Source organism: Phycisphaera sp. (assembly GCA_025916675.1).
GTDB lineage: Bacteria > Planctomycetota > Phycisphaerae > Phycisphaerales > UBA1924 > JAHCJI01.
Map to the genome: position 1 here is coordinate 3154931 of CP098402.1, position 11959 is coordinate 3166889.

Below are 11959 nucleotides of genomic sequence, written 5' to 3' on the forward strand. Positions count from 1 at the left end.
GGTTGACGCGACTGCGCGACGACCGTTCATCCGTTGAGGCAGAATTTCTCGATGGCGTAGGTTATCCGCTACCCTGGTGTGAATCGGTGGCTACTGCAGAACTCGAATCTATTGCCTGGATGCTCTGTGGTCGTGCTCGGGCAAATCCGCCCACGATCAACATTCGTGTTGCTCTCGAAAGCGTGTGGGAACACATGCCTAAGCAAGCCCTACGCGATCGTTGGGATCATGATGGACTAACCGAACGCATCGGCGAAGTGGTCTCGATGCATCGAATTCCCACTGATTGCGACGTCTTGTTGATTCCGGATTCAACGATGCTCAGAGAAGATGTCGGAGGCCCAATGGCGCTGCGCACGCGCATGAAGACAGTCGTAGACAGCATGTTTTGGGGCGAAGGAACCTGGGTCATCGATGCGAAGTGCCACTGGGTCCTCGTCGCGCGTCACGAATGGAAGCCTGAGTACTGGGAATTCGACTAGCTGCCACACGCCTCACGCCGGCAACAACATCCCGCCACTCGCCCAGCCAAGCTCACCATCAAGCGCCGCCAGCACGCCGGTGATCGGCGTGCTCGAATCGAGGAACACCGCCAGCGGCCCATCGCCGATGCGCGCGCGCACGGCGGTGAGGGTGTCGATCTGCAGGGAGCGGAAGCCCCGGCCGTCCACCGTCACGATCTGTTGGACCTCCGCCCCGCTCAGGAACACGAACCGCACCGTCACGGTCGCGTTGCTGGCCGACGTGTTGTAGATGCCCAGCCGCAGGACCGAATCACTATCCGCGGGGTCGAACGTTCCCAGCGAGAACCCAAGGCTGCGCGACGCGATCGTGGGCGTGCTGCCGCTGGTGGTCTCGGTGCTCGTGCGCTGCACGAACTGGACCACGGCCGAGCCGCCGCTGACCGAGTAGCTGTACCCCAGCCCGTTGGGCACGGTGATGACGGTGGCGACCCCCGGGGGCGCGAAGCGATCGGCCAGCGTCTCGGTGCCCGTGCTGGTCGTGCGCTCGAAGCTGAGCACGGCCGTGGACGATTCGGGGTTGAAGATGAGCACCTCGGTCGTCGAGCCCGGCAGGTCGGCCAGCGGCACGACCTGGGAGGCACTCTGGGCGGCCACGCTGCCGAGCGCCGTCCAGCCCACGCCGGCCGTTCCGTCGTAGTGGCTCACCGCGGCCACCACGCCGTCGTGATCGGCCTGGTCGGCGGGCAGCACCGCTTCGCTCGTGAGAACGATGCCGTACGCCCCATCGGCAAGGGCCCCGATGTCGCCGATGCTCAGCCCGCCGCGCGCCTCGCCGCGCACCGTTTGCGTGAGCCGGATCTGCCCGCTCAGCGACCTCAGCAAGACCGATACCCGCACGTCGTGCGAGTTCGGGTTGTAGAAGACCAGGAAGTCGGACGTGCCCGCCGCCTTCTCGACGCGGGGCAGGTACCACGTCGTGCTCGTGATGGCCGTAAAGCCCTCGGCCGTGGTGATGCGCTCGCCGCCGAACACGTCGGCGTGCTCGAGCGTGGCGCTCAGCGGCGCGGTCGAGCTGAGCACGATGGCATAGGGCTCGGACGCGAGGATCTGCCGCCCGGTCGCCTCATCGGTCGCGAACGTGCCGCCGCGCGCGAGGTCGATAGCGACGTTCGTGCCCGGCTCGATGACGCGATCGACAACGACCGCGTCGCCGTCCCGGCCGAGGCCCTCGCGCTCGTACCGCAGCGTGAGGGTGAACAGTTGGGCGCTGTCGGTGGGGTTGGAGACGTAGACCGTCTGGTCGATATCAACCGAGGCGAAGCCCTCGGGGTAGTACGCGACTTCGTCGAACCCCCCGCTGCTGACCGCCATGTCGTACGTCGCCGCCGATGAGCTGATGACTTCGATGGTGTAGAACTGATCGGTCGCCGAGAGGCCAAGCCCCGTGATGGTGTCGGCGGCCGAGACCTCGTCGATCACCAGGCCCTGCGAATCCCACAGCCGCAGCGTCACGGGCTGGTCGGCGGTGATGCGGAAGTCCAGCAGGCCCGCATCGGAAACGTCGACCCAGTGCAAGCCGGGGTTGGCCGGCGATGCGCTCCCCGATGCGACACCCCCGCCCGTGAACGGGCTCAGCGAGATCGACGCGCCACGACCCGGCCACCGCATCACGTTGACCTCCCACCCGATGTCCTCGAGAGCGGCGAAATCGAGCGGCGTGAGTAGTTTGCGCGTGCCACGCGAGAAGGTCGGGTCCATCGCGGTTTCCTGTCCCGCGCTGGCGAGACCCTCGCGCCAGTGGGCCAAGTCGTCGGTGTCGAGCTGCGTGTCGCTGCTCACGGCCATCGCCGCGGCGCCCATGAACTCGCCGCTGGGCGAGATGAGGTTGGCAAACGCGGGCGAGCCGTCGGTGAACCCGAGCACGTGCACCATCTCGTGCAGCGCGACGGAGTAGAAGTCGTGCTCGTTGCCCGCTAGGCCGCTGGTGGTGGTGCCGAAGTGCCAGTTGGTGTCGGCATCGAAGACGATGCTGCCGCCCCAGAGGCTGGTGTCGCTCTGGCCCGCCTCTGGCCCGGTGGCGCCACTCTGGCCGCGTCCCTCGATATTCAGCACGAACGCGCTGCTGCCGCTGGCCTGGAATCCGCCCGCACCGCCCAGGCCCAGCGTGTCGCCGCTCAGATCACGGCCGCCCACGAACAGCAGCAACTCGTCCTGATCGATGGTCGGGTCGTCGACTTCGGCAGCCATGCCCGTGGCCGGGTCGGTGAATCGGATGCTCCACTCGTTGCCGCCTCCGGGGGTGATGGCGTTCAACGAGTCGTCCAGCAGCGAGCCCAGATAGTCGGCAGCCGCCTCGATCACCTCGCGCCGAACCGGGTCGTCAAAAAAGCCGTTGGCATCAAAGGTGTAGTCGATCGTGAAGTTCACGCTCAGCAGCATGCGGGGCTCGAGCGTTTCACAAACCGGGGGTTCACGATGGGGCATGCCTCGCTCCTTCTTCCTTGGCACACTGTCGATCAGGACGTGGTATCGGTGATTATCGCCGCAGCACCGCACGCACGGGGCTGGCATCAAAACCAACCAGCCTCAGCGGCAGCGCGATCAATTCCCAGATGCCCGGCTCTACGTCGTCGAGCACCAACCCCTCGATGATCGATACGCCGCCTCGCGCACACGCGGCGTGGCCGACGAGCTCCTTCGCATCAGCAAGATCCACACTCGGGGTATCCACCCCCAACAGTCGAACGCCCCGCGCGACCAGGGCGTCGATGCATCCGGGCTCCGGGGCGGACAGATCGCTCGGGAATATCTTGGGATTGCCCCCGGTGCCCGTCGCCAGCAGCAGCCTACCGGGCTGGCCGTGGTCGGTCAGGCCCGCCACAGCCTCGAGCCATTTCTCGTCAATCGCGTCAACGCCGAACCGCTTGCCCGGCTCGGCCCGCACCGGCGCGACTACGCAGGGCCCCAAGTACAACTCGATCGGGTGCTGGTCGATCGGCCGTCCGCCCGGCTTGTAGTGGCTCTCGGCGTCGGCGTGAGACCCCACATGCACGGTGCTTGTGAGGGTGCTCAGCGTCAGGTGGTCGCCCCGGGCCGTGTCCATGAGCACCGTGCGGGAGAGCGCGGTGTCGCCGGGGAAGACGGCCGTGGCGGGCGAGAGGGGCGGTGAGATGTCGACCAGCATGGGCTGAGGCTACGCCGGCTTGACTTGCTCGGGCCCGGCACCAACCCTTCAGGTTCCCGATCTTGGCGGCCTGGTGGAATGGGCCGCGGACCGAGGGATGGAGGTTCACGTTCTTATGGCGATCCGCATCAAGTCTCGCGGCGGCGAATCCGTCGAACAGATGATGAAGCGCTTCAAGAAGCTCTGCGAAAAAGAGGGGCTGACGAAGGACATCAAGCGCCGGGAGTTCTTCGAGAAGCCCAGCGAGCGCCGCCGCCGCGCCGCCCGGAAGGCCGTCAACAAGCGCATCCGCGAGCTAGCACCGCCGCGTCGCAACAAGGATTGAGCCGTTTGGGCTGGCAGAGCTTGAGTTGATTATGGCCAAGCGCCCAGACCTCTCCCACAACCAGCAACGCATCGTCAACCGCTACTACGCGAACAAGGACGCTATTGTCGAGACGCGTCTAGGTGACGTTGTGTCCGAGCTCTACATCGCCACGGCCGAGGGCAAGCAAGCGCCGATCAAACGCCTGTGGAACAGCGCCCGCGCCGCGCTCAAGCAGAAGGGCGTTCCCGAGCCGCAGATCGACCGCATCGTCGATGCCCAGGATCTGACGGCCTTGGCCACGCTCGCGGGCCAGGTGTCGCGCTAAGCCTCAAGCCTCTTTCTCTGTCGCCATCCGCCGCTTCCGCGGCTTAAAGATCGCCGTCGCCTGCGCCGGTGCCCGCAGGTCGCGCACCGGGCCGTTGCTCACCCGCTCGATGGCGCTCCTGGCCATGTCGGGCGAGTACTCGCACCCCACGTACCGCCGGCCCAGCGCCGTCGCCGCCACGGCTGTCGTGCCGCTGCCGGTGAAGGGGTCGAGCACCAGGTCGCCCTCGTTGCTGGAGCACTGGACCACCCTGGACAGGTACAGCTCGGGCAACTGGTTGTCGTGCTTGCCCCGCCGTTCGAGGTTGTTGCCCTGGATGCGCCCCCAGTACTGCCCGTACCACACGTCCATCGGCACGCGCATGCCCGCGGGCATGCCGTCCTTCTTGTCCATGGTGCGCGGGTCGAAGTACGTGCTCGCCCGATCACTCGGTTCGAGCACGGCCCCGGCGTTCCAGGTGCGGTTGCGCGGGTCCTTGCAGAAGTACAACGCGTGCACCTTGCTGTTGATGAACCGGCCCGTGGTGTTCTGCCCGAAGCGATAATGCCACACGCACCAGTTGACCATGTGCAGCCCGCGCCGCTTCAGATGCACCACGATCTCGGCCGCCCAATCGTCGGGGATGTTGATCCACAGGCTGCCCGTGGGCGTGAGGGCCTCGATGCACAAGTCGATCCAACGCTGCGTGAACGCCGTCACCTCGCCCGGCGGCCCGAAGCTCTGCGTCACGTTGCAGTACTCCTCGTCGGGCATCGAGTCGTCCCACTTGTCGTAGCCGCGGGCCCAGTTGAAGGGCGGGTCGGCGAACACAAGGTCGACCTGGCTCCTGGCGCACTCGGGAATGTTGGGCAAGAGTTCCCGGCAATCGCCAACATACACGCGGCAGTCAGGCAACTGCTTGCCCTTCGGGCGCAAGGGCTTGGGCAGCTTCGACTTGGGCTTCGTCTTCGGCTTGGGTGTGGTTGCGGCTGGCACGATCCACTGTACCGCACCCGAGCGCATCGCGCCACTTTGGTGCTGGATTCGTCGTGGTTCGGCTGATAGATTCCTCCGCCTGACTGTCGTTTGTCGGGCGCGCAGAGGCTTGTAGAGAGAGGCTCCCGTGCTGCACAACCAGCGTAAGAACGCCGCCGGGCTATGGTGCAGCCCGGCTGTCCGCGCCGCCCGATTGGGTGGGCTGTGCATCGTGGCCGCCGCATGCCTGATGGCCGCGGGTGGGCTGGTCGTGCGCCATCCGTCGCCCGGCGCCATCTGGGCTGTGCTCGCGCTGGTAGCCCTGCCTGCGATGGCGCTCGCGGCTCTGGCCTTGCACCGTGCCAATCGCCTGAGCCGGGGCTGAACAATACACGAGCGCAAAACGAATCCCTCGCGCGAGCGAGGGGACTTCGCATTGGTATTCACATCCATTCCCCTCGCTCGCGCGAGGGGCTCGTCAGATCCTGGTCATCGGGCGCCGGCGGTTTCCAGTGCCGGTGGCGTGGGCAGGTCCACGTCCGTCCCGTTCACATGGTTGAAGTAGTTCGTGAAGAAGTTCAGCGCCACGCTGGCGATGACCTCCACCACGTCGCCGTCGTCGTATCCGGCGCCCTTAAAGGCCTTCAGGTCGCCCTCGTCGGCAAACCCCTTCTTGTCGAGCAGGGCCTTGGTGAATGTCGTCAGGGCGTTGTATTTCTCGTCGCCCATCTCGCCGCGGCGGGCCTCGACCGTCTGGGCCTCACTCAGCCCGGCACCCTTGCCGATGTGCGTATGGGCCGCCAGGCAGTAGTCGCAGTCGTTCTGTTGGGCGGTCACCAGGGCGATGATCTCTCGCTCGGCCCCGGACAGTGAGCCCTCGGCCAGAGCCCCGGACATGCCCAAGTAGGCCTGGAGACCGGCCGGCGAGTTGGCCATGCCCTTGAAGATGTTGAGGTGCTTGCCCTTGAGCGGGCCGTCGAAGAGCTCCTTGGCCTTGCCGGTGGCGTTGGCGGGGTCGATCGTGTTCAGGCGTGGCATTTTCGGTCTCCTTCAAGCTGGTGTGTGTCGTGCGTTCCCATGCAGGGTTTGCTGTTCTTGCTCCAAAGCCAACCCAAGCCGCCAAACACATATTCTTGTATCTACATATAAATTCTTCCGAACCCAAATAAAAACCAGCCCCAAATCGGGGCCGGTATGAGCAGCAGGACCGTGCCATCCGTGGCGCGGTCAGGGGATCGAGTAAATCAGGCGGCGCGGCGGCGGCTGGTCGAGCGACCCGTGCGCAGCGTCAGGCTGCGGGTCGTCGAGGTCGCGCGGCGGGCCGGGCTCTTGCGGGTGCTCGGCTTGCGGGCCGCGGTCTTGCGAGCGGTGCTGCGCTTGGCGGCGGTCCGCTTCGCGGGCGTGCGCTTGGCCGTGGTCTTGCGACCGGTGGTCTTGCGGGCCGTGGTCCGCTTGGCCGTGGTCTTGCGAGCGGCCGGCTTGCGGGTGGTTGCCCGCTTGGCGGTCGTGCGCTTCGCGGCGGTGCCGGTCTTGCGCGCCGTGGTCTTGCGGGCGGTGGTCCGCTTCGCAGGAGTCCGCTTGGCTGTGGTCTTGCGACTGGCGGTGGTGCGGGCCGCGGTCTTGCGTGCGCTGGTCTTGCGGGTTGTCGTGCGCTTCGCGGTTGTTCCGGTCTTGCGCGCCGTGGTCTTCCGCGCGCTGGGCTTGCGGGTCGTTGTCCGCTTGGCGGCCGTGCCGGTCTTGCGAGCGGTTGTCTTGCGACCAGTGGTCTTGCGGGCGGTCGTCTTGCGGCCGGTGGTCGAGCGCTTGGCGGTGGTGCCGGTCTTGCGCTTGGCCGTGGTTCCGGTCTTGCGGGTCGTTATCCGCTTGGCGGTGGTCTTGCGCGCCGTGGTCTTCCGCCCGGTCGCCTTGCTGCCGGTGGTCTTCCGGGTGCTCGGCTTGGTGGTCTTGCGTTTGGTGGCGGTGGTGCTCCCGGTCGTGCGGGTGCGGCGCTTGGGGGCTGTGCGGGCCGCGTGGGTGCGGCTGGCGGTCTTGGTCCCGCGTCGGCGGGTCGTCGTCGTCCTGGGCATTCCTGAGTCTCCAATGAGGCCGCGGCGTTGTTGTTCCCGGGAGGTCCGATTCGGTCCTGCTGAGCCGGGCGATATGGTTTGTGCGGCCTGGGTCCATCTCGTCCGGTCGCCGTCAGTGGCGGATAACCCCGAACGCAGGTTGCATCGACGCATCTCCCCATGCCATTCAGCGAATCCGACGAAAAATAGAAAAACTCTCCCCAATGCGCAAAAATCGCGCGAAGAAAGCCGCCCGTGCCCAACTCCACCGCCCAAACTTCCGTCGAATCGCCCTGGACACCCACAAGCTGGCAGGCCCGCCCGCGCGCCCAAACCGTCGCCTACGACGACCCCGCCGCCCTCGAGCGTGCCGTGCGGCGCCTGGCCGACCTGCCCCCGCTGGTTACCTCGTGGGAGATCGAGAGCCTCAAAGCCAGCCTGGCCGAGGCCCAGGTCGGCAAGCGCCTCATCATCCACGGCGGCGACTGCGCCGAGACCCTCGACGAGTGCAGCCCGGCCACCATCACCGCCACGCTCAAGATCCTGCTCCAGATGAGCCTCGTGCTCATCCACGGATCGCAGAAGCCGGTCGTCCGCATCGGCCGCCTGGCCGGCCAGTACGCGAAGCCGCGCTCCAAGCCCACCGAGACCAAGACCATCGACGGCCAGCCCTGCGAGCTGCCCAGCTACTTCGGCGATCTGGTGAACAAGGCCGAGTTCGCCCCGGGCGCCCGCCGGCCCGACCCCGACCTGATGCTCGCGGGCTACCACCACGCCGCCATGACGCTCAACTTCATCCGCTCGCTGGCGACGGGCGGCTTCGCCGACCTGCACCACGCCGAGCAGTGGGACCTGCGCTTCCTGACCAACGCCCAGCTGACCGATGACCTGCGCGAGCGCTACCAGCGCATGAGCCAGGAAGTCCGCAGCGCCATCCGCTTCGCCGAACTCATCGGCGCGGGCTCGATGCAAGAACTCAACCGCGTCGACTTCTTCGCCAGCCACGAGGGGCTCAACCTCGAGTACGAGAGCGCTCAGACCCGCAAGGTGCCACGCCGCGACGGCCACTACTGCCTCACTACCCACCTGCCGTGGATCGGCGAGCGCACCCGCGCTTTGGATGGCGCCCACGTCGAGTTCTTCCGCGGTATCGCCAACCCCGTGGGCGTGAAGGTCGGCCCGGGCATCGATCCCCAGGACGCCGTCGCCCTGCTGCGCACGCTCAACCCCAAGCGCGAGCCGGGCAAGATCGTGCTCATCTCACGCATGGGCGCGACGAAGGTCGACGCCCTGCCACCGATCTTGCAGGCTGTGGAAAAGTCGGGCGAGCCCGCCGTCTGGCTGTGCGACCCCATGCACGGCAACGGCCACCTGACCGACAACGGCCACAAGACCCGCAGCTTCGACGCCATCGTGGCCGAGCTTCGCAGCACCATGGCCGCCCACGCCCAGGCCGGCACCGTGCTGGGCGGCGTCCACGTCGAGGTCACCGGCCACGACGTGACCGAGGTCATCGGCGGCGCTTCGGGTGTGACGCAGGAGCGACTGTCCGAGAACTACGCCACCGCCTGCGACCCACGCCTGAACTACGCCCAGGCGTTGGAGCTGGCGTTTATTCTGTCGGGGGCCATGAGCTCGGACTCCTGACCGACCCCTGAACAGAACGCGAGCGACCGTTCCAACGTACAATTGTCCATGCCGACCTACGACTACGAGATCCTCGACAAGAAGGGCGAGCCCACGGGCGAGACCTTCGAGTACGTCCAGCGCATGGCCGACGAGCCGCTGACCGAGCACCCCGAGACGGGCAAGCCCTGCCGCCGCGCCATCAGCGCTCCCGCCATCGCCGGCAAGTGGAGCGACCTCAACAAGACCCAGCTGAGCAACAAACGCCTGGGCGAGCTCGGCTTCACGAAGTTCGAGAAGAAGGGCGACGGTTACTACGAGCGCACGGCGGGGAGCGATGGGCCGAAGACGATTAATGCTGAGGACTATCTCTAGCCTACCAGCCCGTCGAGCCCACCAAGCCCCACCGGCTCCCTCGTAAAGAACCCCTCCCCCGCCTTAACCCCAATCCGACTCCCAAAATACGTCGCCGACGCCTCGACCCAATCCACGATCTTCCGATTCTTCTCCGGCAGCACGAACTGCGTGTGGTACGCCCGGATCGATTCGATCTTGCGCTCCACGTACCCAGTCACATCCAGCACGAAGCTCGGGTTGGCCACCCACCGCAGGTGCGTGGCGTAGTAGTAGAACAGCCACTTGGGATAGATCGGCTCGCCAGCCTCCATACCCTCGGGCACCGGCATGTCGACGCCCGTCAGCTTCGCGTCGAACCGCGCATCCTCGACGATCCGCGTCACGGCCCGGTGGTCCGGGTGCGCATCCTCGAAGAACGGCGTGAAGACGATGCTCGCCTGGTGCGCCCGGATCACGCCGGCGATCTTGTGCCGGCTCTCGATCGTGTGCTCCACGAACCTATTGGGCAGCCCCAGCAGCACCCGCTTCACCGGCTTGGCGTTGGGAAACTGCTTCGGATCGGGCGACAGGATCTCGGCGGCCTTCTTCGCCTCCTCGGCCCTCGTCTGCGGATCGCCATACGGCGTGGGCTCGCCGTTGGTCACGTCGAGCAGCAGCACGTCGTGCCCCTGCTCGGCCAGCTTGGCGATCGCCCCGCCCATGCCGAGCTCTTGATCATCAGGATGCGGTCCGACGACGAGGATGTTGGCCATGGGCTCAGGGTACGGCCCGGCGCTCGCGATTACCGCCGCTGCCCCACCGCGATCAGCCCGTACTTCGTCGGCTGCTCACCCTCGGCGTGCTCCACCGTCAGCTCCACCAGCGCCAGAAGCTCCGGCGGCTCGGCCGCAAAGAACCCGCCCGCGCCGAACCGGCGGCCCTGCTCATCGACGAAGTCGCCCAGCGGTACGCGAATCGTCTCGCCGATGTCGAGCCCTTCGATGGCGTACCCGTAGCGGCCGTTGAGCCAGAGCATGCCCGGGCCGAAGCTGTGGCCCGTGGTGTTGGTCAGTTGCAGGCGTGTGCCCGATCGGAACGCGTGGATGTCGAGCGTCTCGACGCGTTGGCTGGCCTGGGGGTATCGCGGCCCACTGTCGAGCTCGCCCGTCGACGCGCAGCCGGTCTGCACGGCCAGCCCCACACCCCAGAACAACCCCGAAAACACGATGGCAGCACCACGACGCATCGCCAATGGTGCCCCCGCCACGCCCCCGCGTCCACTACCCTTGTCCGATGTCCTGCGAGACCGCCTCACGCAACGCCACCGAGCCCGCCCCGGGTATCGCCCCCGGCGGCGAGGGCCTCGACGCGCGCGCCATCGCCTGCCAGATCGGCAAGGACGGCGTCCATCCTCACCTGCCCGCGACCATCCCGGGCATGGACGCCCCCTTCTACCAGGCCGGCCTGGCGGGCTACTCCGACGCGGCCATGCGGATCATCGCCCGCCGCCACGGCTGCCCGCTTTGCGTCACCGAGGCCCTGCTCGACCGCACCCTGCTGGCCGGCGGGCGGGGCTTCGCCAAGGCCGACCTGGGCGAGCTGCACGACAACGTGCCCGGAGGCGAGGACGACCACCCCCTCGTCGGCCAGATCATGGGCAGCGACCCCGGCGAGATGGCCGCGGCGGCGATCAAGATGGTCGAACAAGGCAGCCGGCGGGCGAAGGAGTATCGACAGATGGCCGAGAGGCACGAAGGCACGGAGGCACCCAGGCACGAAGTGGGTTCCGATCCCTCCGTGCCTTCGTGCCTCCGTGCCTCCGTGCCCTCCCACCGAAGCTTCGCTTCGATCGACATCAACCTCGCCTGCCCGGTCAAGAAGATCGCCAAGAAGGCCCGCGGGGGCCACTGGCTGGCCGAGCCCGAGGGCGCCATCGAAATCCTGAAAGCCGTCCGCGACGCGTTGCCCGAGAGCATGGCGCTTACGCTCAAGATCCGCCGCAGCTTCGACGACACGCCCGAGATGGCTCGCAACTTCATGCGCATCTTCGACGCCGCATATGACCTGGGCTACGCCTGGGCCACCGTGCACGCCCGCACCGTGCAGCAGAAGTACGTCGGCCCCAGCCGGTGGGACCTGCTCCGCGACATCGTGAAACAGCGCCCCGGCCGGGTTGTCTTCGGCTCGGGCGACATCTGGAAGGTCGACGACATCTTCCGCATGATCGGCTACACCGGCGTGTCGGGCGTCAGCGTCGCCCGCGGCTGCATCGGCAACCCCTGGATCTTCCGCCAGGCCCGCGCCATGATGGCCGGCGAGGAGCCGCGCCCCCCCACCATCGCCGAGCAGCGACAAGTGCTCGAGGACCACTTCGAACTAGCCCTACGAGTCAACGCCCACACCCGCGACCCCGAACACCACACCGGCAAGACCATGCGCAAGTTCGCCATCCGCTTCGCCCATCACCACCCGGCAAGGGATGAGGTGCGGAAACGGTTTATTGGGGTGAAGGGGTTGGAGGATTGGCGGGGGGTGTTGGGGGAGTGGTATGGCTAGATAACACACGATTACATGGCGTTTGGGTATTGTTTGCAATAAAATCTGAACCACTGGACATATACTGCGTAGGTGTCGATAGATGTCGCCAGAGAGAAACCAATGGGACACTTGCGATCTGATAATTGGCCGAGTTCACTCGCCTTTTGGGCGATGAGGGGT

The 11959-nt window shown here is 66.6% G+C and carries 14 protein-coding genes; 7 read left to right on the forward strand and 7 right to left on the reverse strand.

The window, feature by feature from the left end; translation table 11 throughout:
• The first annotated feature begins 2 nt into the window (after window positions 1–2).
• The gene (locus tag NCW75_13415; protein UYV12284.1) at window positions 3–482 is read left to right on the forward strand and encodes a hypothetical protein; all 480 of its coding nucleotides are present in this window, start codon (window positions 3–5) and stop codon (window positions 480–482) included.
• Window positions 483–494: 12 nt separating this feature from the next.
• Here NCW75_13415 and NCW75_13420 read toward each other — a convergent pair whose 3' ends face one another.
• Together NCW75_13420 and NCW75_13425 are read right to left on the reverse strand one after the other, a co-directional pair.
• The gene (locus NCW75_13420; protein UYV12285.1) at window positions 495–2948 is read right to left on the reverse strand and encodes a hypothetical protein; all 2454 of its coding nucleotides are present in this window, start codon (window positions 2946–2948) and stop codon (window positions 495–497) included.
• Window positions 2949–3000: 52 nt separating this feature from the next.
• Window positions 3001–3648: a cyclase family protein gene (locus tag NCW75_13425; protein UYV12286.1), complete on the reverse strand. Its 648-nt coding sequence runs from the start codon at window positions 3646–3648 to the stop codon at window positions 3001–3003.
• 115 nt (window positions 3649–3763) lie between these two features.
• Between NCW75_13425 and rpsU the strand changes: the two genes are divergently transcribed.
• Both rpsU and NCW75_13435 read left to right on the forward strand, forming a co-directional pair.
• A complete protein-coding gene (gene rpsU / locus NCW75_13430; GenBank protein UYV12287.1) occupies window positions 3764–3973 on the forward strand; it encodes a 30S ribosomal protein S21 in 210 nt (69 codons plus the stop codon).
• A 31-nt stretch (window positions 3974–4004) separates the two neighbouring features.
• A complete protein-coding gene (locus NCW75_13435; GenBank protein UYV12288.1) occupies window positions 4005–4280 on the forward strand; it encodes a hypothetical protein in 276 nt (91 codons plus the stop codon).
• 3 nt (window positions 4281–4283) lie between these two features.
• Here NCW75_13435 and NCW75_13440 read toward each other — a convergent pair whose 3' ends face one another.
• Window positions 4284–5255 (reverse strand): site-specific DNA-methyltransferase, encoded by a 972-nt coding sequence (locus NCW75_13440; protein UYV12289.1) that lies wholly within the window; start codon window positions 5253–5255, stop codon window positions 4284–4286.
• Window positions 5256–5382: 127 nt separating this feature from the next.
• Between NCW75_13440 and NCW75_13445 the strand changes: the two genes are divergently transcribed.
• Complete coding sequence (locus NCW75_13445; GenBank protein ID UYV12290.1) at window positions 5383–5619, forward strand: hypothetical protein; 237 nt, start codon at window positions 5383–5385, stop codon at window positions 5617–5619.
• Window positions 5620–5723: 104 nt separating this feature from the next.
• Here the strand turns inward: NCW75_13445 and NCW75_13450 are convergent, their stop codons facing one another.
• Window positions 5724–6272: a carboxymuconolactone decarboxylase family protein gene (locus NCW75_13450; protein ID UYV12291.1), complete on the reverse strand. Its 549-nt coding sequence runs from the start codon at window positions 6270–6272 to the stop codon at window positions 5724–5726.
• Window positions 6273–6478: 206 nt separating this feature from the next.
• Window positions 6479–7300, reverse strand: coding sequence for a histone H1-like repetitive region-containing protein (locus NCW75_13455; GenBank protein ID UYV12292.1), 822 nt, complete (start codon window positions 7298–7300; stop codon window positions 6479–6481).
• Window positions 7301–7534: 234 nt separating this feature from the next.
• Here NCW75_13455 and NCW75_13460 point away from each other — a divergent pair, with 234 nt between their 5' ends.
• Both NCW75_13460 and NCW75_13465 read left to right on the forward strand, forming a co-directional pair.
• Complete coding sequence (locus NCW75_13460; GenBank protein UYV12293.1) at window positions 7535–8926, forward strand: 3-deoxy-7-phosphoheptulonate synthase; 1392 nt, start codon at window positions 7535–7537, stop codon at window positions 8924–8926.
• Between the two features lie 48 nt (window positions 8927–8974).
• A complete protein-coding gene (locus NCW75_13465; protein UYV12294.1) occupies window positions 8975–9280 on the forward strand; it encodes a hypothetical protein in 306 nt (101 codons plus the stop codon).
• On the opposite strand, the gene NCW75_13470 is transcribed toward NCW75_13465, so the two are convergent.
• Window positions 9277–10014 carry a PIG-L family deacetylase gene (locus NCW75_13470; GenBank protein ID UYV12295.1) on the reverse strand — a complete coding sequence of 246 codons (738 nt, stop codon included), beginning with the start codon at window positions 10012–10014 and terminating at the stop codon, window positions 9277–9279. The two genes, NCW75_13465 and NCW75_13470, sit on opposite strands and share 4 nt — an antisense overlap.
• A gap of 29 nt (window positions 10015–10043) precedes the next feature.
• Window positions 10044–10487 carry a hypothetical protein gene (locus NCW75_13475; GenBank protein ID UYV12296.1) on the reverse strand — a complete coding sequence of 148 codons (444 nt, stop codon included), beginning with the start codon at window positions 10485–10487 and terminating at the stop codon, window positions 10044–10046.
• Between the two features lie 47 nt (window positions 10488–10534).
• Here NCW75_13475 and NCW75_13480 point away from each other — a divergent pair, with 47 nt between their 5' ends.
• Window positions 10535–11797 (forward strand): tRNA-dihydrouridine synthase family protein, encoded by a 1263-nt coding sequence (locus tag NCW75_13480; GenBank protein UYV12297.1) that lies wholly within the window; start codon window positions 10535–10537, stop codon window positions 11795–11797.
• Window positions 11798–11959: the final 162 nt, after the last annotated feature.

What these genes read in the sequence shown, in the direction of transcription:
- NCW75_13420 (UYV12285.1), bottom strand. Translation starts at nt 2,948, where the DNA reads ATGCCCCATCGTGAACCCCCGGTTTGTGAAACGCTCGAGCCCCGCATG.
- NCW75_13425 (UYV12286.1), bottom strand. Translation starts at nt 3,648, where the DNA reads ATGCTGGTCGACATCTCACCGCCCCTCTCGCCCGCCACGGCCGTCTTC.
- rpsU (UYV12287.1), top strand. Translation starts at nt 3,764, where the DNA reads ATGGCGATCCGCATCAAGTCTCGCGGCGGCGAATCCGTCGAACAGATG.
- NCW75_13435 (UYV12288.1), top strand. Translation starts at nt 4,005, where the DNA reads ATGGCCAAGCGCCCAGACCTCTCCCACAACCAGCAACGCATCGTCAAC.
- NCW75_13450 (UYV12291.1), bottom strand. Translation starts at nt 6,272, where the DNA reads ATGCCACGCCTGAACACGATCGACCCCGCCAACGCCACCGGCAAGGCC.
- NCW75_13455 (UYV12292.1), bottom strand. Translation starts at nt 7,300, where the DNA reads ATGCCCAGGACGACGACGACCCGCCGACGCGGGACCAAGACCGCCAGC.
- NCW75_13465 (UYV12294.1), top strand. Translation starts at nt 8,975, where the DNA reads ATGCCGACCTACGACTACGAGATCCTCGACAAGAAGGGCGAGCCCACG.
- NCW75_13470 (UYV12295.1), bottom strand. Translation starts at nt 10,014, where the DNA reads ATGGCCAACATCCTCGTCGTCGGACCGCATCCTGATGATCAAGAGCTC.
- NCW75_13475 (UYV12296.1), bottom strand. Translation starts at nt 10,487, where the DNA reads ATGCGTCGTGGTGCTGCCATCGTGTTTTCGGGGTTGTTCTGGGGTGTG.
- NCW75_13480 (UYV12297.1), top strand. Translation starts at nt 10,535, where the DNA reads ATGTCCTGCGAGACCGCCTCACGCAACGCCACCGAGCCCGCCCCGGGT.